20 protein-coding genes are annotated in these 21,697 nt (G+C 41.6%); 7 read left to right on the top strand and 13 right to left on the bottom strand.

Features of this window, described 5'->3' with window-relative positions; all coding sequences use genetic code 11:
* Window positions 1-9 precede the first annotated feature (9 nt).
* The 3 genes from J582_RS19380 to J582_RS19370 all read right to left on the bottom strand — a co-directional run bounded on the left by J582_RS19380 (window position 10) and on the right by J582_RS19370 (window position 5,082).
* On the bottom strand, window positions 10-1,305 hold the full coding sequence (locus tag J582_RS19380) for a solute carrier family 23 protein (RefSeq protein WP_016804285.1): 1,296 nt from the start codon (window positions 1,303-1,305) through the stop codon (window positions 10-12).
* Between the two features lie 298 nt (window positions 1,306-1,603).
* Entirely contained in the window at window positions 1,604-4,288 is a 2,685-nt protein-coding gene (gene ppc, locus J582_RS19375) for a phosphoenolpyruvate carboxylase (RefSeq protein WP_002054002.1), read from the bottom strand.
* Window positions 4,289-4,458: 170 nt separating this feature from the next.
* Complete coding sequence (locus J582_RS19370; RefSeq protein WP_004711305.1) at window positions 4,459-5,082, bottom strand: TetR/AcrR family transcriptional regulator; 624 nt, start codon at window positions 5,080-5,082, stop codon at window positions 4,459-4,461.
* A gap of 148 nt (window positions 5,083-5,230) precedes the next feature.
* On the opposite strand from J582_RS19370, the gene J582_RS19365 reads away from it, so the two are divergent.
* The 4 genes from J582_RS19365 (at window position 5,231) to dnaJ (ending at window position 11,193) form a co-directional block, all read left to right on the top strand.
* Window positions 5,231-6,337, top strand: a complete 1,107-nt coding sequence (locus J582_RS19365; RefSeq protein WP_032048426.1) for an efflux RND transporter periplasmic adaptor subunit — start codon at window positions 5,231-5,233, stop codon at window positions 6,335-6,337.
* Window positions 6,334-9,459: an efflux RND transporter permease subunit gene (locus J582_RS19360; protein ID WP_032048425.1), complete on the top strand. Its 3,126-nt coding sequence runs from the start codon at window positions 6,334-6,336 to the stop codon at window positions 9,457-9,459. The genes J582_RS19365 and J582_RS19360 overlap by 4 nt, the downstream gene beginning before the upstream one ends.
* A 139-nt stretch (window positions 9,460-9,598) precedes the next feature.
* A complete protein-coding gene (locus J582_RS19355; protein WP_002053984.1) occupies window positions 9,599-9,976 on the top strand; it encodes a hypothetical protein in 378 nt (125 codons plus the stop codon).
* A 104-nt stretch (window positions 9,977-10,080) separates the two neighbouring features.
* Entirely contained in the window at window positions 10,081-11,193 is a 1,113-nt protein-coding gene (gene dnaJ, locus J582_RS19350) for a molecular chaperone DnaJ (protein WP_001119029.1), read from the top strand.
* Window positions 11,194-11,306: 113 nt separating this feature from the next.
* On the opposite strand, the gene J582_RS19345 is transcribed toward dnaJ, so the two are convergent.
* Window positions 11,307-11,672 carry a hypothetical protein gene (locus tag J582_RS19345; RefSeq protein WP_031955488.1) on the bottom strand — a complete coding sequence of 122 codons (366 nt, stop codon included), beginning with the start codon at window positions 11,670-11,672 and terminating at the stop codon, window positions 11,307-11,309.
* A 184-nt stretch (window positions 11,673-11,856) separates the two neighbouring features.
* Between J582_RS19345 and dapB the strand changes: the two genes are divergently transcribed.
* Both dapB and J582_RS19335 read left to right on the top strand, forming a co-directional pair.
* Window positions 11,857-12,678 (top strand): 4-hydroxy-tetrahydrodipicolinate reductase, encoded by an 822-nt coding sequence (gene dapB / locus J582_RS19340; protein ID WP_002053870.1) that lies wholly within the window; start codon window positions 11,857-11,859, stop codon window positions 12,676-12,678.
* A gap of 51 nt (window positions 12,679-12,729) precedes the next feature.
* Window positions 12,730-13,383 carry an START domain-containing protein gene (locus J582_RS19335; RefSeq protein WP_032048424.1) on the top strand — a complete coding sequence of 218 codons (654 nt, stop codon included), beginning with the start codon at window positions 12,730-12,732 and terminating at the stop codon, window positions 13,381-13,383.
* Window positions 13,384-13,423: 40 nt separating this feature from the next.
* Here J582_RS19335 and J582_RS19330 read toward each other — a convergent pair whose 3' ends face one another.
* Window positions 13,424-14,581, bottom strand: coding sequence for an MFS transporter (locus J582_RS19330; RefSeq protein WP_032048423.1), 1,158 nt, complete (start codon window positions 14,579-14,581; stop codon window positions 13,424-13,426).
* A gap of 154 nt (window positions 14,582-14,735) precedes the next feature.
* On the opposite strand from J582_RS19330, the gene J582_RS19325 reads away from it, so the two are divergent.
* Window positions 14,736-16,160, top strand: a complete 1,425-nt coding sequence (locus tag J582_RS19325) for a PLP-dependent aminotransferase family protein (RefSeq protein ID WP_032048422.1) — start codon at window positions 14,736-14,738, stop codon at window positions 16,158-16,160.
* Between the two features lie 2 nt (window positions 16,161-16,162).
* Here J582_RS19325 and ahr read toward each other — a convergent pair whose 3' ends face one another.
* The 8 genes from ahr to J582_RS19285 all read right to left on the bottom strand — a co-directional run bounded on the left by ahr (window position 16,163) and on the right by J582_RS19285 (window position 21,452).
* Window positions 16,163-17,191 (bottom strand): NADPH-dependent aldehyde reductase Ahr, encoded by a 1,029-nt coding sequence (ahr, locus tag J582_RS19320; protein WP_032048421.1) that lies wholly within the window; start codon window positions 17,189-17,191, stop codon window positions 16,163-16,165.
* Between the two features lie 38 nt (window positions 17,192-17,229).
* The gene (locus tag J582_RS19315) at window positions 17,230-17,790 is read right to left on the bottom strand and encodes a DNA-3-methyladenine glycosylase I (RefSeq protein WP_032048420.1); all 561 of its coding nucleotides are present in this window, start codon (window positions 17,788-17,790) and stop codon (window positions 17,230-17,232) included.
* Window positions 17,791-17,820: 30 nt separating this feature from the next.
* Window positions 17,821-18,066: a hypothetical protein gene (locus J582_RS19310; protein ID WP_001287365.1), complete on the bottom strand. Its 246-nt coding sequence runs from the start codon at window positions 18,064-18,066 to the stop codon at window positions 17,821-17,823.
* 9 nt (window positions 18,067-18,075) lie between these two features.
* Complete coding sequence (locus J582_RS19305; protein ID WP_004711329.1) at window positions 18,076-18,612, bottom strand: M23 family metallopeptidase; 537 nt, start codon at window positions 18,610-18,612, stop codon at window positions 18,076-18,078.
* A 47-nt stretch (window positions 18,613-18,659) separates the two neighbouring features.
* Window positions 18,660-19,694 carry an A/G-specific adenine glycosylase gene (mutY, locus tag J582_RS19300; protein ID WP_017398299.1) on the bottom strand — a complete coding sequence of 345 codons (1,035 nt, stop codon included), beginning with the start codon at window positions 19,692-19,694 and terminating at the stop codon, window positions 18,660-18,662.
* Between the two features lie 141 nt (window positions 19,695-19,835).
* On the bottom strand, window positions 19,836-20,198 hold the full coding sequence (locus J582_RS19295; protein ID WP_002053765.1) for an HIT family protein: 363 nt from the start codon (window positions 20,196-20,198) through the stop codon (window positions 19,836-19,838).
* A 187-nt stretch (window positions 20,199-20,385) separates the two neighbouring features.
* Window positions 20,386-21,123 carry a dienelactone hydrolase family protein gene (locus J582_RS19290; protein WP_032048419.1) on the bottom strand — a complete coding sequence of 246 codons (738 nt, stop codon included), beginning with the start codon at window positions 21,121-21,123 and terminating at the stop codon, window positions 20,386-20,388.
* Window positions 21,124-21,293: 170 nt separating this feature from the next.
* Entirely contained in the window at window positions 21,294-21,452 is a 159-nt protein-coding gene (locus tag J582_RS19285) for a DUF1328 domain-containing protein (protein ID WP_002053759.1), read from the bottom strand.
* Window positions 21,453-21,697 lie beyond the last annotated feature (245 nt).

Raw genomic sequence — 21,697 nt, 5'->3', positions numbered from 1 at the left:
TTTTTGAATTTAAGTTTTATCTTTTAAACTAAACAACCAGTTTAAAATAATGGCTGCAAATGTTGCGGTGCCAATACCGCCTAAATTGAAATTACCGAACAATAATTCAAAGTTACCAGCACCTAAAATAATCGTCACAGAAGCAACAATCAGATTTTTATTGTTGGAAAAATCAACTTTGTTTTCGATCCAGATTTTTGCACCAGCAATGGTAATTAAACCAAATACCACAATAGATGCACCTGTGAGGACTGCACTTGGAATAGTGCTAATGACAGCACCAAATTTTGGGGATAGCCCTAAGAAAATAGCGAAGATACCTGCAATCACAAATACAATCGTTGAGTACACACGAGTAACCGCCATCACACCAATGTTTTCGCCGTAAGTGGTCATGCCTGGTGCGCCCACGCTACCAGAAAGTGTTGTCGCTAAACCATCTGCAACAAATGCTTTGCCTAATTGTGGCGTCAGGTTTTCACCAGTCATTGCACCTACTGCTTTAATATGGCCCAAGTTTTCTGCCACTAAAATGAGTGCAACCGGCGCGATAATTAAAATAGCCTTGGTATCAAAAGTAGGGTGTGAAAAGCTTGGAATACCGAACCATGCAGCCTGTGAGATCTGGCTAAAATCGATTGGTTTACCTAAACCTAACCCATTAGTCGTAATGGCATAAATTGCATAAGCCAAAATTAAACCAACTAATAGAAGTAAACGTTGTAATAAACCACGCGTAAAGACCGCAATACTGCCCATACAAAGTACGGTAATTAAAGCCATCCACATTTCAAAGGGTTGGCCTGCAACACCTTTAATGGTGACAGGTGCAAGGTTTAGACCAATAATCATCACGATTGCGCCAGTCACCACAGGTGGCATGAGTTTTTCAATCCAGCGTGTACCAGTAAGCATCACAATAAAACCGATGAGTGCATAAAAGATACCGCAGGCTACGATTCCGCCTAACGCAATTGAAAGATTTGGATTGGCCCCTGAACCTGTGATATGCCCCGTAGCTGCCGCAACAACACCAATAAAGGCAAAACTCGATCCTAAATAACTTGGAACACGACCACCTGTAATTAAGAAGAACAGGATGGTACAGATACCAGACATTAAAATAGCAAGGTTAGGATTAAAGCCCATGAGTAATGGTGCTAAAACGGTGGCTCCAAACATGGCAAATGCATGTTGGATGCCTAAAATGGCACTTTGAACTGGGGGGAGATATTCATTGGTAGAGACCGGTCGATGGTCAACATCACCTTGGTAAGGCTGCCATTTTGGAAACCAGTTGGACATAAAATGAGCTCATTATTCTTTAATTGGTGCAATGATACTCTTTCTTGGGAATGCATTTAATCTCTAGAGAGCAGTATGTGAGTGAAAAGTAATTATTTTTTAACGATTGGTATAATTTAAAAAATTCTAAATATAAGGAATTAGTTATTTTTTTATTATAAAAATTAATTTTATGATTTTTAAAAAATATTTAAAAAAATAAAAAATCGTGGAAAATTTATAAAAAATGGGGAACTTTGCAAGTAAAAAGCAGCACATCACCGATGTACTGCTTTGTCAAACAATTGGTAAAAACAGCTTAGCCCGTATTACGTAAACCAGCAGCAATACCTGCAATACTCACCATCAGTGCATGGTCAACAGGGGTATGTTCTGCCTGACGCTCCGCGAGATAATCACGGCGGCGTTTCATGAGTTCAGCTTGTAAAAGATGCAAAGGAAGTAAATATGGTTTACGGACCTGCATAGATTGATCCAGAACCTCGTTATTGCTAAGAAGCTTTGATTCATCTTTCAGTTTAAGTAACGTTTCAACAGCATCTTTTAAGCGCTGACGTAATTGGTTACCGAGCACTTTTAAATCTTCATCTTCAGTTAAATGAGACTCGTAGTAGAGTGCAATGTTGGCATCGGCTTTAGACAATACCATTTCCAACATATCAATGAGCGTTTGGAAATAAGGCCATTGCTGGAGCATTTCATCAAGTGTTGCTTTTTGCTGATCGGCAATTACTTCATTAATGGCAGCGCCTGTACCTAACCATGCTGGTAACATCAAGCGGATTTGTGTCCATGCAAATACCCATGGAATTGCACGCAAAGATTCAATACCACCACTCACTTTACGTTTTGCCGGACGCGAGCCTAGTGGCAACATTTGTAATTCAAGTTCAGGCGTGACAGTCCGTAAATACTTCACAAAATGTGGGTTTTCACGCACAGTTTGACGATAAACCTTCACGGAATGATCTGTCATACGGTTCATGAGTTCACGCCATTCGGCCTTAGGCTCTGGTGGTGGCAATAATGTCGCTTCAAGTGTTGCTGCGGTATAGATTTCAAGGTTTTGCATGGCAATACCTTCTAGACCGAATTTGAAGCGGATCATTTCACCTTGTTCTGTTACACGAATTGCACCAGAGATCGAACCCGGTGGTTGCGAAAAGAGAGCCTGTTGAGTTGGAGCACCACCACGGCTAATTGAGCCGCCACGACCGTGGAACAGAGTCAACTGTACGCCGTGTTTACGAGCAATTGCAGTCAGCTCTTCTTGAGCACGGTATTGGGCCCAGTTAGCAGACATGAAGCCAGCATCTTTTGCTGAGTCCGAGTAGCCGATCATAACTTCGTGTTTGCCCTGAATGTGCTGCTTATACCAATGCATATTGAACAGCGTATTCATGGTAGTTGCAGCGCCATCTAAATCTTTTAAAGTTTCAAATAGAGGCACCACACGTAAAGGGTGCTGAATACCTGCTTCTTTTTGCAATAACAATACAGCTAAAACATCACTTGGATATTCAGCCATCGAAATAATATAAGCCCCTAACGACTCAGGCGGTTGGTCTGCCAAAGTACGCATGGTTGCAAATACTTCTTGGACATCTGGGTGGCCAATTAAACTCCCTTCCGGTTCATTAATATATTTCGGTAGCAACGGACGTTTGCTTTGGAGTTCCTGAATCAGGAAGTTTTGACGGGCTTGTTCAGTCCATGACTCAAAATTACCCAAACCTAAGTATTCGGTAATGGCTGAAATGGCTTGGCGATGACGGCCTGATTCTTGGCGAATATCAAGTTTAAGTAGTTCAATACCAAAACAGTTCACACGGTAGATAAAGTCGAGAAGTTGACCATTTGCGATTTCAGGCAGATTACTATCAATTAAAGAGCGATAGCACAGCAATAATGGTTGTAATAGCTCATCTTTACTTTTAATGACATTGCTGTCATCTGCTTCTAAGCCTTGTAGACGCTGAGCTAACCAATGACGAGTTGCTTTTAAACGCTCTCGTGTTGCACGTAAATACTCGCGATAAGGTTCTGGGTGTGGACTACCAATCGCTTGAATCATCTCTTCAGAACAAGCCTGAATTGAAAGCTCCCAACGTAAATTCTCAATATCTCTTAGGTAAAGGTCGGCAGCTTGCCAGCGTGATAACCATAATACTTCTTGAGTGATTTGATGAGTAACGTTCGGGTTACCATCACGGTCGCCGCCCATCCAAGATGCGAAGCGGACTGGTGCAATATTGAGTGGTAAGTTTTGTTGGCAATTGTCTTGAACTAACTCATTTAATTCACGAATAAACTTAGGTACGGCATTCCAAAGCGTTTGCTCAATGGTTGCAAAGCCCCATTTTGCTTCATCGACAGGAGTCGGGCGGTGCTGTCTGATTTCATCTGTCTGCCAAGCTGAACTAATTTGTTGTTTTAAGTTGGCAAGCGCATTTTGACGTTCGCGTGGAGTAAGTTTTTGCTGATCGAGTTGTGAAAGACAAGCATTAATATCGTCATATTTTTGAATGAGGGTACGACGGCTTACTTCGGTTGGGTGTGCTGTAAGTACCAATTCGATCTTAAGATCACAAATTTGCTGGAATAGTTTTTCTGTCGAAATACTTTTATCTTTAAACTTTTGAAATAAGTGAACAAGTGGATTTGGAGAATTAGCCTCCGAATCAAACTCTGCCTGTCTGCGGCTACGTACCACATGATATTGCTCGGCAATATTAGCAAAATTCAGAAAATGAGAGAAAGCGCGGGTAAGAGGTAATAGCTCTTCATCGGGCAGTTCTAAAAATAATTGTTCTAATTGCTTTTCGGCTTCAGCTTGACCATCACGTGCACCTTTGGCAAGAGCACGGATTTGCTCGATCTGATTAAACAGTTCTTGTCCTGCATGTTGTTTTAGGGTTTCACCTAACAAATTGCCAAGTAAGCGGACATCCTCACGCAGTGGCGCATCGATTTGCTGAACCATGCTATTTTCTCCTGTTCTTATTCTTATCGAATATAGCGCGATTAACGAACATTCCAAGCTTTGAGCGTAAGAAAATGTGAATTTTTGCTTAAAAAATAACATTTAAATCGCTTATAACGCTTCAAAAGATGGCATGCACCTGATGCAAATTTTGGCAATCGGACTTTGGTTTAATTCCGATATTTGAGGAAAAATAAGTCAAGAGCATCTCGAATAATCTGATTTAGTTCTTGAGCATTGGGTACAGTAATAATTCCAAGTAAAACCTTATGGTGGCGTACACCAAGCAATAAAGTTAAAAGAAGTTCTGTTTGATAAATCGGATCATCGGATTGAATAAAGCCTAATTCGGCTGCCTTTTGGAAGAACGCAGCTAACTCATTTTGTAGTCGAGTATGAGATGCCGTAAAAAATTGTTCAGCTAATGGGCTTTGTTCCGCTGCGAGTTCGAATAAGACATGTTCAAGTTTTAGTGCCTCAGGTGAATAAATAATTTGTAAGGCACGTGAACACACAATAAATAGTGCTTGATAAAAGTCTACGGATGCATCTAATTCAAATTGTTTAGTGCCGAGTGTCTCTTCACATGTTTCTGTAATCGCACAGATAAATAGATTGGCTTTATCTTGAAAGTGGTTATAAACCGTAAGTTTGGTAACGCCTGCTTCCTGCGCAATCTGGTTCATGCTGGTACCGTGATAACCAGATTTTAAAAAAATAGCTTTAGCGGCTTGTAGGATACGAGCACGCTTTTCTAGATCTTTGGGGCGACCACTTTGATTAACTGTTTGCACAAAACCCTCTAATAAAAGATTAAAAAAATAAATATTTATAAGTTTTTTTTAATTAATGTACCCATGGGTATATTAATTAAAAAACAAACAAACTATGATGCAAGCATATTGTGCCTTAAAAAATCAGTTTGAATAAGAGCGATAAGATATGAATCTGTTAAAACCTCTCATCATGAGTATGGTGATTGTTTGCACGGTCACATTAATGGGGTGTAGTAAAGAGGCACCCAAAACAGAAGAAATACCCTACGTGATGGTAACGCAGCCTTCGACCACACTAAACGAATTAAAAAGCTATGCAGGAGATGTACAGGCTCGACAACAAACGGCCTTGGCATTTCGAGTAGGTGGACAAGTTACGGCTCGCTATGTCGATGTAGGTGAGCGAGTTAAAGTTGGACAAGTATTAGCGAAACTCGATGTAGCAGATGCACAGTTACAATTAAATGCCGCCAAAGCTCAATTACAAAATGCACAGGCAGCAGCGAAAACAGCATCAGATGAACTTAAACGTTTCCAACAATTATTACCTGTAAATGCAGTTAGCCGTTCACAATTTGATACGGTAAAAAATCAATACGACGCAGCGCAAGCAGCGTTACAACAAGCCCGCTCTAACTATGAAGTTTCTGCAAATCAAACTGGTTATAACCAACTTATTTCTAATAAAAACGGAGTGATTACCGCGCGTAATATTGAAATTGGACAAGTCGTTTCAGCAGGACAAGCAGCTTATCAATTGGCTATTGATGGCGAACGTGAAGTGGTTATAGGCGTACCAGAACAAGCAGTTTCCGAGATCAAGGTTGGTCAAGCAGCTTGGATTACCTTGTGGTCTAAACCGAATGAAAAATTTGCCGGATATGTACGTGAAGTTTCTCCAGCGGCTGACCAGTCTCGTACTTTTACAGTCAAAGTAGCACTCAAAGAAGGCCAATCTGCTATTCAGCTTGGACAAAGTGCTCGGGTATTTTTTAGCTCGACTCAAACCAATGTGATGAGTGTGCCACTTTCGAGTGTTTCTGCCACAGATAATCAGCCCTATGTATGGGTCGTAAATGCAAATCAAACTTTACGCAAAGTACCTGTAACCGTGGGAGCTTATGGCCGAGACAGTGTGCCTATATTAACGGGGTTAACACCAAATGATTGGGTTGTGATTGGTGGTGTCCATTTACTACATGATAAGCAGAAGATCCATCCGATTGACCGTGAAAACCGCGCGGTGAAAATTCAGGGGGCAACAAAGCCATGAAATTCAATCTCTCGGAATGGGCACTGAACAATAAAGGTATCGTCCTTTATTTTATGTTGTTGCTTGCCATTATCGGTGCAATTTCCTATTCCAAATTATCTCAAAGTGAAGATCCGCCATTTACCTTTAAAGTGATGGTTGTCAAAACATTCTGGCCTGGAGCGACTGCCAAAGAAGTTTCAACGTTAGTGACTGATCGTATTGAAAAGGAACTGATGACAACTGGGCAGTATGAAAAGATTATGGCCTACTCCCGCCCAGGTGAGTCAATGGTTACTTTCTTTGCCAAGGATTCATTGAAATCGGCACAGATTCCTGATGTTTGGTACAACGTTCGTAAAAAGGTCAATGACATTCGCACTGAACTCCCAAGTGGTGTACAAGGCCCTTTTTTCAATGATGAGTTCGGTGATACTTTCGGTAATATTTATGTACTGACGGGCAAGGACTTTGACTATGCACTACTCAAAGAATATGCCGATCGTTTGCAATTACAGCTGCAACGCGTCAAGGATGTTAGCAAAGTCGAATTGGTTGGCTTACAAGACCAAAAAATCTGGATTGAGATTTCAAACACCAAAGCAGTTCAGCTCGGTATTCCTCTCTCTGCAATTCAAGAAGCCTTACAAAAGCAAAATAGTATGGCAAGCGCTGGTTTCTTTGAAACTGGTACAGACCGTATTCAAATTCGTGTAAGTGGGCATTTACAAAGCGTTGATGAAATTAAGAAAACGCCGTTACTGGTAGGCAACAAAACCATTCAACTTGGTGATGTCGCTGATGTTTACCGCGGTTTTAGTCAACCAGCTCAGCCACGTATGCGTTTCATGGGTGAAAATGGTATTGGCCTTGCTGTATCGATGCGTAAGGGCGGTGACATTATTGCCTTGGGTAAAAACCTAGAAACGGAATTTGCCCAGCTGCAAAAGACTTTGCCTTTAGGTATGAAATTACAGAAGGTGTCTGACCAACCAGTAGCTGTGCAACGCAGTATTCATGAGTTTGTGAAAGTACTTGCTGAAGCAGTCATTATTGTTTTGTTAGTGAGCTTTTTCTCTTTAGGTTTCCGTACAGGTTTAGTGGTCGCTTTTTCCATTCCTTTGGTTTTAGCAATGACTTTTGCCGGTATGAATATATTCGATGTCGGACTACATAAGATTTCTCTGGGTGCTCTGATTTTAGCTTTAGGCTTACTGGTCGATGACGCCATTATTGCAGTCGAGATGATGGCAATTAAGATGGAGCAGGGCTATAGCCGAATTAAGGCCGCCGGATTTGCATGGAAAACAACGGCCTTTCCAATGCTGACAGGGACACTCATTACGGCAGCGGGCTTTTTACCTATTGCTACGGCACAGTCTAGTACGGGTGAATACACGCGTTCGATCTTTCAGGTGGTGACTATTGCATTATTGGTGTCTTGGGTTGCCGCAGTTTTATTTGTACCTTATTTGGGTGAAAAACTACTGCCTGATTTTACCAAGACTGGGCATCAAGCACCTTGGTATGTTCGTTTATGGGCAAGATTAACGAAAAAACCGCAACCACAAACGATCGAGATTTCACAGGACCATCATTACGATCCTTATCAATCTAGTTTCTATTTACGTTTTAGGAAAATGGTTGAGTTTTGTGTGACCTATCGTAAGACTGTAATTGCGACAACGGTTGGGATATTCATGCTCTCTGTACTGATGTTTAAAATGGTTCCTCAGCAGTTCTTCCCACCATCAAACCGTACCGAGATTTTAGTCGATCTAAAACTTGAAGAAGGCGCTTCTTTAACTGCTACAGAACAAGCGGTGAAAAAGGTTGAAAAGTTCCTGTCTAAACAAAAAGGTATTGATAACTATGTGGCCTATGTGGGTACAGGCTCACCACGTTTTTATTTACCGTTAGACCAGCAATTACCACAAGCCAGCTTTGCACAGTTTGTTGTTTTAGCGACCTCACTTGATGACCGTGATGAAATTCGTCGCTCGCTAGAAACTCAAATTAAACAGTTGCTCCCACAAGTTCGTACCCGTGTGTCATTACTGGAAAATGGTCCGCCTGTAGGTTATCCATTGCAGTATCGTGTGTCAGGTGAAGATCTCAATCTGGTACGTAAAGAAGCACAGCAGGTTGCGAAGGTGATTGGTGAAAACCCAAATACTACCAATGTACATTTGGACTGGGGTGAGCCGAGCAAAATCATTGCGATTCAGATTGATCAAGATCGTGCTCGACAAATGGGTGTCTCAAGTGTGGATTTGGCAAACTTCCTGAATGCTTCAATTACAGGTAGTGCGATTGAACAGTATCGTGAAAAGCGTGAGCTGATCGAAATCCGTTTACGTGGTGATCAAGCTGAGCGTGTTGAAGTCGCTTCTCTTGCAAGTTTAGCAGTCCCAACTGCAAATGGTACGACAGTGCCTTTAGCTCAGATTGCTAAAATTGAATATAAATTTGAAGATGGCCTGATCTGGCATCGTAACCGCTTACCAACAATTACCGTACGTGCAGATATTCGTACCAAATTACAGCCAGCGACTGTTGTTGGCGAGTTAGCCGAATCAATGGATAAGTTACGTGCTGAGTTACCAAGTGGTTACCTCATTGAAGTGGGGGGAACTGTCGAAGAGTCAGCACGAGGACAAAGTTCGGTCAATGCTGGTATGCCACTATTTTTGGCAGTGGTCATGACATTACTCATGATTCAGCTTAAGAGTCTATCGAGAGCAACTATTGTATTTTTGACTGCACCATTAGGCTTAATAGGAGTAGTTCTGTTCTTACTTTTATTTAATAAGCCATTTGGTTTTGTGGCTATGCTGGGAACCATTGCTTTATCCGGAATGATTATGCGTAACTCGCTCATTTTGATTGATCAGATCGAACAAGACCGGCAAGCAGGGCATCCAACATGGGAAGCGATTATTGACGCAACGGTACGCCGTTTCCGTCCAATTATTCTGACAGCCTTGGCAGCGGTATTAGCAATGATCCCACTTTCACGAAGTATTTTCTTCGGTCCAATGGCCGTTGCAATTATGGGTGGACTGATTGTAGCCACCTTGCTGACATTATTTTTCCTGCCTGCATTGTATGCTGCGTGGTTTAAGGTGAAAAAAACAGCATAAAATACATAAATTTTTTGTGAATAAAGGTGCGAAATATTGAAAAGTCCAATATAGTAGCACCTGTCTTTACACAAAAAATACAGGATTATTTCGCTGCATAAAAAATAGGCATAGTGCAGTGAATTGAGGTGAAATACAGATGGGGCAAGACCATATCGAACAGCATCGCCGTTATATTGTAATTTCTTATGCGTTCATGTTTCTTGCATTGTTTACGGTTATTTTTGCGGCCTTTGCTTATCTGGTCGCTCGTAAAGTAGCTGTTGTGGATGATGCGGAAGTTTGGATTCATGCTCATGCGCTCTGGATTATGCGCAATGGTATTCTATTCCTCTTCATGTCAGTTTTTGCTGTTGTTTGGTTTATTCCTCTCTTCTTTTTTGCATGGAACAGCAACCTTTGGGTAACGGCATCAACAGTTGCTGGTGTTGTTTTTAGCGCTATTGCTTGGTTATTTTTATTAAATGCATGGTTAAAAGGCTTGTCTAAATATTTAAAAAATAAGGCAGTTTTTTAATATATCTGTTTTTTGAAAGTTTTCCCCTTGTAAATTCGGCTAAAGCCCCCCATTTAGTCGGCAATAGAGTATTGATAAAATTTCCGTGAGGAGCACCGCCAAACATGGCTAAACGTGATTATTATGAGGTTTTAGGCGTTTCAAAAACCGCAAGTGATGATGAGATCAAAAAAGCCTATCGTAAATTGGCGATGAAATATCATCCTGATAGAAACCCTGACAATGCCGAGGCTGAAGAAAAATTTAAAGAAGCTTCAGAAGCTTATGAGATTTTATCGGACAGCGAAAAACGTAGCATGTATGACCGTATGGGACATAATGCGTTTGAAGGTGGCTTTGGTGGCGCTGGTGGTGGCTTTGGCGGTTTCAGTGCAGAAGATATTTTTAGCCAGTTCGGTGATATCTTTGGTGGAGCGTTTGGTGGCGGTGGACGTCAGCAACGCCAACGTCGCGGTTCAGATTTACGCTATGTCATGGAACTTACCCTTGAGGAAGCTGTAAAAGGGGTTAAGAAAACAATTACCTTTACTGCTCCGGCACCATGTGACGTGTGTGATGGTAAAGGCTCTAAAAATCCAAAAGATGTAGAAACTTGTAAAACTTGTCATGGTTCAGGACAAGTGCGTATGCAGCAAGGTTTCTTCTCTGTACAACAAACTTGTGGCACATGTCGTGGCCAAGGCAAAATTATTAAGAACCCATGCCATGCATGTCATGGTTCAGGTGTAGCTGATCGTCAGCAAACATTAGAAGTCACTATTCCAGCGGGTGTCGACAACGGTGACCGCGTTCGTTTAAGTGGTAAAGGCGAGGCGATCCGTGATGGTCAAGCTGGTGACTTATACGTTGAAGTGGTGGTTCGTGAACACGAAATTTTCCAACGTGATGGCGCCGATTTATATATGGACGTACCAGTAAGCATTGCGGATGCTGCACTTGGTAAAGAAATTGAAATTCCAACGTTGGAAGGTCGCGTTAGCTTGAAGATTCCTGAGGGAACTCAAACAGGTAAATTATTCCGTTTACGTGGTAAAGGTGTGCGCCCTGTACGTAGCAGTATGGTGGGTGATTTACTTTGCCGTATCGTGGTAGAAACACCAGTCAACTTAACCTCTCGTCAACGTGAATTGCTTAAAGAATTACAAGCATCTTTCGATGGCGAAGACAGTGCTTCTTCACCAAAGAAAAAATCATTCTTTGATCGTTTATTCGATTAATGCTTGATTAGATCGTAAATTAAAAAGAAGGCGGATATTCAAAAATATCCGCCTTTTTATTGCGCTGATTTATCTTATTATTGTTATTCTGCTTAAAAGAAAATGACTAGCGATTACTCTGTAGGATGAGCGACATCAATATCGTCAACACTTACAATAAGTTCGTTTGATGCAACTGGAGCTACTACAGCCTCGACAGTAGCTTGAGTCACTGGTTGTACAGCTACTTTTACTGCTTCTACTTCTGCGGTTTTTTCTTCAATGATCGGGTCGATATCTTCAACTTTAACTTCAGCATTAGTATTGCTTGCCACACTTGTTTGAGGTGTAGGTGTTGCTGCCTGAGAATTTACATTTGTGGTAATGCGTGCTTTAGATAAGCTTTCTAGTGTGTCCCCAGGTTGGATTGCAGGCTCTGCAAATGCCATTGAACTCATCATCCCCATAACGGCTATTAAGCCCATAATTTTCGAATGCATGCTGAACTCCTTATAGTCATCTTTTTTTCATTCGTGGCTCAGTAGTGTGCAGATCAATTCTTTAACTTTTGTGAAAACTGTTTAAATTTCGGTTCATCTTAAAAAATATTTTTTACTTTTTATCGTGAGCAAAGAGTTTTGATATAGTAAGCCAATTACGTAAAACACAAGATTGGGAAGGATTATGTCAGCAGCTCCACGCATTGGTATTTTGGGTGCAGGCGGCCGTATGGGTCGTATACTTATTCAGGCAGTTCAACAAGCAGGTTATCAATTGGGAGCTGCTGTTGTACGCCCAGAAAGTACTTTAATCGGTGCTGATGCTGGTGAACTTGCAGGAATTGGTTCAATTGGAGTGAAGCTTACCGGAAGCTTGGCTGAGGTTCTTAAAGACTGTGACGTTGTAATTGACTTTTCGACTCCTGCTGCGACATCTGAGCATCTAAAGTTATGTCGTGAAGCTGGGGTAGCTATAGTGATTGGAACAACGGGTATGTCCGATGAACAAAAAGCTGAGCTTGATGAAACGGCAAAACACATACCTGTTGTATACGCGGCAAACTATTCTGTTGGCGTAAATGTATCAATCAAGTTACTTGAGCTTGCAGCAAAAGTATTTGGCGATACAGTAGATATTGAAGTGATTGAGGCTCATCACCGTCATAAAGTAGATGCACCATCTGGTACAGCACTCATGATGGGTGAGGCGATTGCTGATACTTTAGGCCGTAACTTAAAAGAAGTTGCTGTTTATGGTCGTGAAGGGCATACCGGTCCACGTGATCGTCAAACCATTGGTTTTGAGACCATCCGTGGTGGCGATATTGTTGGTGAACATACTGTCATGTTTATTGGTGAGGGTGAGCGCGTTGAAGTGACTCATAAAGCGACTAACCGTATGAACTTTGCTGCTGGTGCAGTACGTGCTGCTGCATGGGTTGTAGGTCGTGAAGCGCACAAATACGACATGAAAGATGTGTTAGGGTTGAACGACGTACAGGTGTAAACCATCTGTACACGTCCTATATGTGGCGAGAAAAACAAGATAGAGCAGAACATGAATAAAAAACAAATTGCTTTAACCACTCTTCTTTGCTTAAGCAGCCTCTGTGCAGGGGCTGTCTCTACAGACAAGGCGAAACTCAGTCTAGACCGTAATCATATTAAAGTCTGGACCTATCAGAAGGCTGATAACCCCGTCTTTCAATACAAAGCTGAAACAACCTTTGATGTACCCATTGAGCGTGCTGTTGCAGTAATTTTAGATGTAAATCGCGCAGCGCAATGGGTTCCTTATATGGGTAAAGTTGAAATGCTCTCTCAAGATGAGAAAAAGGGTGAATTTACTTTATATATGGTATTAGATTTTCCTTTTCCCCTAAAAGATCGCGATGTAGTTGTTAAAGGAAAAATGAGTAAAGCCGCTAATGGTGTTATTACGATTAAGAACACAGCGATTAATAGTAATTATCCGACTCAACCCGATGTGGTTCGTTTAACCCGTTATGAAGGCGAATGGACGTTCCAGAAATTAGCGAATAACAAAGTTAAAGTAACCACGAGTGGTTATGCTGATCCTGCAGGTTCAATTCCTTTAAGCTTCGTAAATATGTTTGTTCAGCAGCAACCGTATCAGATGCTGCTTAAAATGAAGCGGGAAGTAATGAACCCGATTTATGAGCAACCTAAATTACCCGATATTTTAAAATAAGTAAGTGAAAAAAAGCGCCTGATCTCAGGCGCTTTTTTTATTAATCTGAACACTGTTGCAAAGCTTGTGTCGGGCTGCTTTCACGTTTGATTTGGAATAGAACCAATAACAAACCTAACCCCGCCAATAATGCACCAGCAAATGATACTGCGCTATAACCCCAACCTAAATCGAGTACTAACGCACCTGCTGCGGCACCGACTGCATTACCTAGGTTAAACGCACCGATATTTACTGAAGAGGCAAGCCCTGGAGCTTCGTGAGCCACTGACATGACACGCATTTGTAAGGGTGGTACTAAAGCAAAGGTTGCTGCACCCCAAATCACCAACGCAATGGCTGCTCCAATCTGGCTTTGGGCAAGAATAGGGAAAGTCACCATCATCACAATCAACAGTACCAAGAAACCAATCAGGGTTTTGTTGATGGACAAGTCTGCAAAACGGCCACCTAAATGATTACCAATTGAGAAACCGACACCAATCAACACCAACATGAACGTAATGAAGGTCGGTGAAGCATGGGTAAACTCAGTCAAACTTGGCGCAATATAGGTATAGAGCGTAAACATTGCTCCTGCACCAAGTACGGTGGTGAGTAATGCAAGCACCACAGGAGTACGCGTTAATACCTTCAACTCGGCCTTTACATTAGGTTTTTGGGCAACCATATCTTGCGGTAGTGCTTTCCATAAAGCGAGCATAGTAATAACGCCGAGCACGGAGATTGCAAGGAAAGACATACGCCAGCCAATATTTTGCCCAACCCATGTTGCCAAAGGCACACCACCAATATTGGCAATGGTTAAACCCATAAACATGGTTGCTACAGCACTGGCTTGTTTGTGCGCAGGTACAATACTCGCTGCTACAACAGAGCCAATCCCGAAAAAGGCACCGTGGTTCAGGCTTGTAATGAGACGTGCACCCAATAAGCTCATATAGCTTGGTGAAAACGCTGCAATTAGGTTACCCACCGTAAAGATCGCCATCAAAAAAATAAGTGCATTACGTCGTGCAAAACCACCAAACCATAGGGTCATGAAGGGGGCACCGAGCATTACACCAAGTGCATAGCCTGTAATTAACATTCCAGCTGTTGGAATTGAAATACCTAAATCATGAGCGATGTTCGGAAGTAACCCCATTGGAGAAAATTCCGTGGTGCCAATGGCAAATGCACCTATTGCCAAGGCCAATAACGGGTTGTGACTGGCAACCTGTCAAAATAATGGTAAACAATAATATAGCTTTTAATTTCATTATCTTACTACTCTTTGAGTTGATTTCTATAGCCTAAAGGTGTTCTATAAAGCAGTACAGATACAGAAATTTTTAAAAAAGCAGCACAGAATGACTTTTCAATATCAGGTTCTTGCCAATCAATTAGCACATCGTATTTATCAAGATGAGCTGAAACCGCATCAGAAGCTTATTTCGTTACGAGATTTTGCCCGTCAGCACAGCATTAGCTTAAGTACGGCAAAAAGTTGCTATGAATTGCTTGAGGCGAGGGGACTCATTTATGTAAAGCCAAAGTCAGGTTATTTTGTGGTTGCTCGTACCCAATCTAGTCCTATTCCGGATAGTCCGGATTTCTTATCTTTGCCTAGGCATGTCTCAAATCTGGAATTGCATAACCAAATTCAGGAAGCTGCCTTACAAAGCCATCTTGTACCTTTAGGATCGATTCAGTTAACGCCGCACTTTATTCCTGTAGAGGGTTTACGTCGTTCTATTCAACGTGCTTTAAAAAATTGTCAGCCTCAAGATTTTCTTTATTGTAATAAACAAGGCCATGAACAATTAAGAAAAGCGCTATCCAATCATTGGCGTGAAGATGGTATTTATATCGCTCCAGAAGATATTTTTATTACCAATGGCTGTATGCCGGCTTTGTCTTTAATAATTCAGAAACTCACTGAAGTGGGCGATAGTATTCTTATACCTACACCCACCTACAATGGTCATTTACAGTTATTAGCAAGTTTAAAACGACAAATTGTTGAGATTCCGGCAGATCATCGTGGCATTGATCTTGAGCGCTTAGAATCCTTAATGCAGCAAGGTTTGGCGAAGGTTTGCTTAATGACAGCCAACTATCAAAATCCATTGGGATATTGTTTTAGTAATGCAGAGAAACAGAAGATTGCTGAATTAGCTGCAAAGTATCAGTGTTTTATTATTGAAGACGATATTTTTGGTGAATGTGGCTACAGTAGTGAGCGACCATTACCCATTCGATATTGGGACCGCGAAGGTTATGTCATTTGGTGTGGTTCGGTTTCTAAGTCTTTGTCGAGTGCCTATCGAGTAGGATGGTTTTGTTTAACAACAAAGCTAGAACATTTAAAACTTGAACTGCTGGTAAGTAATATTGGCGTGAATACACCCTTGCAGTTAGGTCTAGCTGATTTTATTTATAGTCGTGGTTATCGAGAGCATTTAGAGCAGTTAAGACCAAATTTAATGCGACAAGTCGAAGAATACCGTAGCTGTATTTTAAAAGCTTTTGAAGGTATACCAATTGCATTGAGCCAGCCCGAAGGCGGATATGCATTATGGATACAGTTACCTAAGAGTGTAGATAGTTTAGCGCTCTATTACACTGCCCAAGCTCAGGGAATTACGGTGGTACCGGGTCATGTTTTTGGTGAGGATGAACGCTATCGACATTTCATTCGTTTAAACGCAGGCCATGAGTTAACTGCCGATGTCCGCCAAGCGATTAAAAACTTGGCGGAGTGGTCACGACAACAGATGAAAACGGTGAGTTAGTTTTATTCTGCAAAGTCTGCCTTAAGCACAATGCGATAGCGTGCCTGACCTGAGTGTAGACGTTCAATTGCTTCATTGAGCTGTGACATTGGAAATAGCTCAATTTGAGGTGCAATTTTTTTGCGTGCGGCAAACTTTAAAAGTTGGCGTAGAGCAGCAGGTGAACCAGTAGGTGAGCCTGTTACTGATTTGGCACCACCAATAAGAGAGCCGACAGAAACAGGAACAGGTTCTAAGGTCAGCCCTAAGAAGTGCAACGAACCGTTTGGTGCTAGCGTAGAAATAAAAGCTCGCCAATTTAAAGTCACATTTACGGTACTCAGCAATAAATCAAATTTACCTTTTTGAGCTTTTACCGCTTCTGTATCGCGACTATTTACTACATGGTCGGCTCCCATTGCTTTGAGTTCTTCGGTTTTATCTGGGTTAGAACTAAAAGCAGTGATTTCACAGCCCCAAGCTTTGAGTAGCTTAATGGCGATATGACCTAAACCGCCAATACCAATCACACCCACATGATGCGTTGCTTGTATTTTGTGTTTGAGTAATGGGTCAAAAACGGTAATTCCGCCGCAAAGTAGGGGACCAGCACTTTCAGCGTCTAAATCATCTGGAAGGGGAATGGCCCATTGCCAGCCTGCACGAACTTTATCGGCAAAGCCACCTGCATGACCCACGATTGTTGCGACATTTTCGCCCGTACAAAGTACTTGCTGACCACCAATACATTCATCACACGCTTGGCAACTTTCAGCAGTCCAGCCAATACCAACACGTTGTCCAATTTGTAAACCTTTGGCTTCTGAACCCAAAGCTACAATTCTTCCAATAATTTCATGACCTGCAACTACGGGGTAGACGGTTGAGCGCCACTCATTGTTCAGAACTGAAATATCAGAATGACACAAACCACAATATTCAACTTTTACCTCAACTTGATGCGGTTGTAATTCACCTGCATCAAATTGGTACGGAACCAGTTTTTCACCTGCCTGCATTGCTGCATAAGCCTGAATCGTATTATTGCTCATCGGAAACTCCTTAAGCGGATTTGAACCGTTCTGGTGGGTTATGAAGCTTTAAATTGACAATCGTTTTCATGATCATTGACCATACCTACTGCCTGCATAAACGCATAGCAGGTGGTTGGACCAACAAATTTGAAACCATTTTTTTTAAGCGTTTTAGATAGCTTTACACTGAGCTCAGTTTGAGCAGGGGCCTTACGATAATCTATAACATCATTGTGCTGAGGAGTGGCATCTACAAACTGCCAAAGCCATTTAGAAACATCACCAACTTGGGCTTTAAGGGCTTGCCAAGCAATCGCATTATCACGAATAGCTTTGAGTTTGCCTAAGTGACGGATTAAGCCTGCATCGGACAGTTTTGTTTCTAAAAAGTCATCTGTAAATGCGGCAATGTCAGCAATAGAATGATTAAAAAAGTGCTGGCGGTAGCTTTCTCTTTTTTTGAGTACGGTAATCCAAGATAGACCTGCTTGTTGCCCTTCAAGACAGAGCATTTCAAATAATCGGGCTTCGTTGTGTTCTGGTTTGCCCCATTCTTCATCATGGTAAGCAATATAGAGTGGATCATCGGAACACCATCCGCAGCGTTGAGTTTTCATGATGATGCTCCTTATATTTATCTTGGTATTTTAGAGTTTGAATGGTACCCATTCATTTGGGCGAGTATCCCAATAATATAGTTCGGCTTGGGTTAAGTCTTCAAACTTTAGCCAAAAATCTTTGCCGACTTTATCTGAAAAACCGGTACTGATCAGTAGGGCATCATCGCTGATTTCCATGATCCAGCCTTGATAGCTATTGCCATTTAGAATGATCTTTTGCTGGTTGCCAGACTCGGCAAACTCTACTAAGCGATTGATCAGCGCTTCCGACATAAAATGTTCCTAGCGTAAATATGAATAAGGATTAACAGCACCACGACCTTTACCATCTAAGTAAAGACCATAATGAAGATGAGGTGAAGTATAACGTGCATTTCCCGTATTGCCGACATAGCCAATCAGATCGCCCTTTTTGACATAGTCACCCACGTTTAAGCCACGTTTATGTCCATCAAGATGAGCATAATAATGCCATGTTCCTGCCGGGCCTAAAATCCAGATGACTTTGCCACCGAGGTTATTATTACGAAGATCTGCCACTAGCCCTTCGGTTGTACTGTACACTTTGGTTCCACGTGGAGCCAAAATATCAATTCCTTCGTGGCTACGACCCTGACTCCGAGCAGCGCCCCATGTGTCTTTTAACTCATCTCGATCGACTCCTTTTACCGGAACGGGAAGTCGACTTGGAAGCTGCATACTCTTGAGTTTGCTGACTTGAGTTGGTGAAAGCGGAGCAGGCTTTTTAGGTGCACTGGCACAGGCTGCCAAGAGAATAATGAGAAAACCAAGTGAGAGATGGGAAACTAAACGTCGCACAAAATACTCCCTGTCATAGCCATATCAAAATTATTTTGCCCACTATGTCATGAACGGCTTGTCGAGATCAATTTTTTCATAGCGGTTGGAACACCTTTAGCGACAGCTTGTTCCGGACTTAGCCATTGGCCTTCAAGTTCAATCGCCAGATGTTCTTTTTGATCAGGTTCCACGTGGAACACATGAGCATTAAGTAACCATGTGAAGTGGGTGAAGCTATGACTAATTTGAAAGGTTTGTGCTTGAGGTTGTAGTTTAAATTGCTGGCTTAGGCTCAGACGCTCATTTTCATTTTCTAAAATAGGTAAACAAAATAAACCGCCCCATAGACCATGAGCTTGGCGTTGCTGCCAGAACCATTCATCTTCGCACTGAATAATAAGAACATCTGCCGTTTTAACAGGTGGTGTTTTTTTCGGTTTTTTAAAAGGTAATTCTTGTTCTAAACCTTGCTGATAAGCCTGACAATGAGATTGCATTGGGCAATATAAACAAAGAGGCTTTTTAGGTGTACAGATGGTTGCACCCAAGTCCATAATCGCTTGAGTGTAGTCATGGTTGCGTTGGGTTGGGCATAGTTCTTCAGCGAGTTTCCACATTTCACGTTCGTGTTGTGGCTTGCTTAAGTCATCCTCAATGGCAAAGAAACGAGCTAAAACGCGCTTCACGTTGCCGTCCATAATTACGCCGTACTGACGCAAACCTAAAGACATAAGCGCGCCTGCAGTCGAGCGACCAATGCCAGGTAGCGCAATCCATTCTTCTAGGGTTTCAGGAAATTTGCCTTGCTGTGCTACAAGGCTGGCAGCTTTATGCAAATTCCGTGCACGAGCGTAATAGCCAAGACCTGCCCAATAAGGGGCTACTTCATCCCAAGTTGCATGGCCTAAAGCTTCTACAGTTGGGAAGCGCTCCATAAAGCGGTCAAAATATTGAAGAACTGTTTTTACCTGAGTTTGCTGTAACATAATTTCAGAAACCCAGACTTTGTATGGATCATCTGCGACTTGCCAAGGCAAATCATGACGACCATGTTGATCGAACCAGTTTAAGAGGGCATCAGAAAAAGAAAATTCAGGCATGAACAGCTATAGAAGAAAAGTAAGGGTTAAATTATAGCTGAAATTTGGGTTAAGTTTTGTTTAAAGCAAGCAATCAGAACGAGCCTGTTAAAACAGAGACTACTTTAAAACGAGTAGTCTCTGCTTCAGGCATAAAAAGGATTAATCCTCTTTTACGCCCCAACGTTGATCAAGTTTCAACGGCTGGTTTTTGTAGTAAGGAATGACATGAATATGGAAATGGTCAGAAGTTTGTCCAAACACTTCACCATCATTAAAGCCAATATGGAAACCAGCTGGTTGATGACGAAGCTGTGTTTCATGACGGGCAATTTCAAGAAGTGTCAGTAAACTTTCATGCTCTTTAGAGGTAATGTCAAAAAACGAACTTACATGGCGCAGTGGAGTCACTACACAGTGGCCTTTAGACAACGGATTTGGGTCAGGTAAAATTACAGCAAATTCATTCTTATCAATGATGTCATATTCATCAAAATTGCAATACGGACATTTCTTGTCAGTCATTGTTGTATCCTCTCATGTTATTCCATTAAACCCCTAGTGCGGGAAATAAGACTAGGCTTTGCTCTAGCTCAACGGGAGTATAGTTATTGAAGTATGGTTTAAAAAATACAGGAAAAATATTGCAAAGTCATAAAGATTTAAGGGAGCAAATGCGAAAAAAGAACCATTTGCTCCAAATTTGCTTCTTTTATTTTAAAGTACGTTCTAATAAAGCGTACATTTTAGCAAGGCCTTGTTTTTCCGCTTCGCTGTTGTAGCCAAGATCTACGCCGTTCGCTTTAGCTCTTTCATCTGCAAGCGGGTTACTAAAGCCATGTTTAGCATCTTTTAAAACCACTACCTCATGTTTAACCTCAGCAGCTTGCATCTCTTTTTCAAAATTAGCAACATCTTCTAAGGTGACCATGCTGTCTAGTTCACCATGTAGAACCAATACCTCACCTTGAATGTTGCCTTTTTGAGCAGGTGCCTTAGGAGTTAATGTACCATGGAATGTCGCTGTTGCTTTGAGGGGAGCACCTGAGCGAGCTAAATCGAGTACCACTTTGCCGCCATAGCAAAAACCTACTGCTGCAAGTTTTTCACTATTCACTTCCGGTTGAGCAGCTAAAGTTTGAAGCCCTGCATTAGCGCGGTCAGTCACCGTGTCTAACTCTTCAAATGTCTGCATCATCCATTCGTAAGCTTGAGCAGCAGTCGTCGTCACTTTTTTATCGCCATACATATCAATTGCAAGTGCAGCATAGCCGTGTTCAGCAAGTTCACGCGCACGTTGTTCAGTGTATTCGTTACGTCCCCACCACTCAGGACCAATAATGACACCAGGTACAGGGGTCTCACTTTCTGGAGCTGCAAAGTAACCAATTAAATGGCTGCCATCTGGTGCAGTGTATTGAATTTCATGGGTTTTAATTGCTGTACTCATGACATTAATCCTGAAATTTAACTTGGTTTAAATACACTTGATTAAAGCATAAAAAATAAAAGCTATATAAATAACTATGTAAAAATCTACATCAAAAGAAAAACATAGAAACATTTGGGCAATAAAAAAGAAGGAACAGGTTCCTTCTTTTTTATATGGTCATAATTAAATTAGGTTCGGCCTCGCGAAATAAAACCAATAACAGCGAGAATTACAGCCACAACTAATAAAATCACGGCAAAGTCTTTAGATAACCCTGCAACACCACCAAACCCTAATAGACTGGCAATGAGTGCAATCACTGCAAAAATTATTGCCCAACGGAACATATGCTGTCCTCCTTATTTTTCATTGTGTTTTTACTATATAGCGTGTTTTTTACACGGAATGTGTCGTTTATGTGGTTGAAATGTATATTAAACAATCATTTTGTGATGCTAAAAATACGGTTTCTTTCCTTAAGCAGAGATTACTTCAATGCTATAATCTGAGTTTGCTTTATGTATATAGCTGTTAAAACCTATGTCTACCGAGACCTCACTTCGTCCATTGTTTTGGAAAAATTATACGCTTG

The sequence above is a fragment of the Acinetobacter sp. 1566109 genome (genome assembly GCF_000582255.1).
In the GTDB taxonomy this organism is placed as follows: Bacteria; Pseudomonadota; Gammaproteobacteria; order Pseudomonadales; family Moraxellaceae; genus Acinetobacter; species Acinetobacter nosocomialis.
The sequence above is the reverse complement of the archived record's forward strand: the minus strand, read 5'-3'. Positions and strand labels throughout refer to the sequence as shown.

Coding starts and splice junctions, on each gene's coding strand:
- J582_RS19380 (WP_016804285.1), bottom strand. CDS start 1,305: ATGTCCAACTGGTTTCCAAAATGGCAGCCTTACCAAGGTGATGTTGAC.
- ppc (WP_002054002.1), bottom strand. CDS start 4,288: ATGGTTCAGCAAATCGATGCGCCACTGCGTGAGGATGTCCGCTTACTT.
- J582_RS19365 (WP_032048426.1), top strand. CDS start 5,231: ATGAATCTGTTAAAACCTCTCATCATGAGTATGGTGATTGTTTGCACG.
- J582_RS19360 (WP_032048425.1), top strand. CDS start 6,334: ATGAAATTCAATCTCTCGGAATGGGCACTGAACAATAAAGGTATCGTC.
- J582_RS19355 (WP_002053984.1), top strand. CDS start 9,599: ATGGGGCAAGACCATATCGAACAGCATCGCCGTTATATTGTAATTTCT.
- dnaJ (WP_001119029.1), top strand. CDS start 10,081: ATGGCTAAACGTGATTATTATGAGGTTTTAGGCGTTTCAAAAACCGCA.
- J582_RS19345 (WP_031955488.1), bottom strand. CDS start 11,672: ATGCATTCGAAAATTATGGGCTTAATAGCCGTTATGGGGATGATGAGT.
- dapB (WP_002053870.1), top strand. CDS start 11,857: ATGTCAGCAGCTCCACGCATTGGTATTTTGGGTGCAGGCGGCCGTATG.
- J582_RS19335 (WP_032048424.1), top strand. CDS start 12,730: ATGAATAAAAAACAAATTGCTTTAACCACTCTTCTTTGCTTAAGCAGC.
- J582_RS19325 (WP_032048422.1), top strand. CDS start 14,736: ATGACTTTTCAATATCAGGTTCTTGCCAATCAATTAGCACATCGTATT.
- ahr (WP_032048421.1), bottom strand. CDS start 17,191: ATGAGCAATAATACGATTCAGGCTTATGCAGCAATGCAGGCAGGTGAA.
- J582_RS19315 (WP_032048420.1), bottom strand. CDS start 17,790: ATGAAAACTCAACGCTGCGGATGGTGTTCCGATGATCCACTCTATATT.
- J582_RS19310 (WP_001287365.1), bottom strand. CDS start 18,066: ATGTCGGAAGCGCTGATCAATCGCTTAGTAGAGTTTGCCGAGTCTGGC.
- mutY (WP_017398299.1), bottom strand. CDS start 19,694: ATGCCTGAATTTTCTTTTTCTGATGCCCTCTTAAACTGGTTCGATCAA.
- J582_RS19295 (WP_002053765.1), bottom strand. CDS start 20,198: ATGACTGACAAGAAATGTCCGTATTGCAATTTTGATGAATATGACATC.
- J582_RS19290 (WP_032048419.1), bottom strand. CDS start 21,123: ATGAGTACAGCAATTAAAACCCATGAAATTCAATACACTGCACCAGAT.
- J582_RS19285 (WP_002053759.1), bottom strand. CDS start 21,452: ATGTTCCGTTGGGCAATAATTTTTGCAGTGATTGCACTCATTGCCAGT.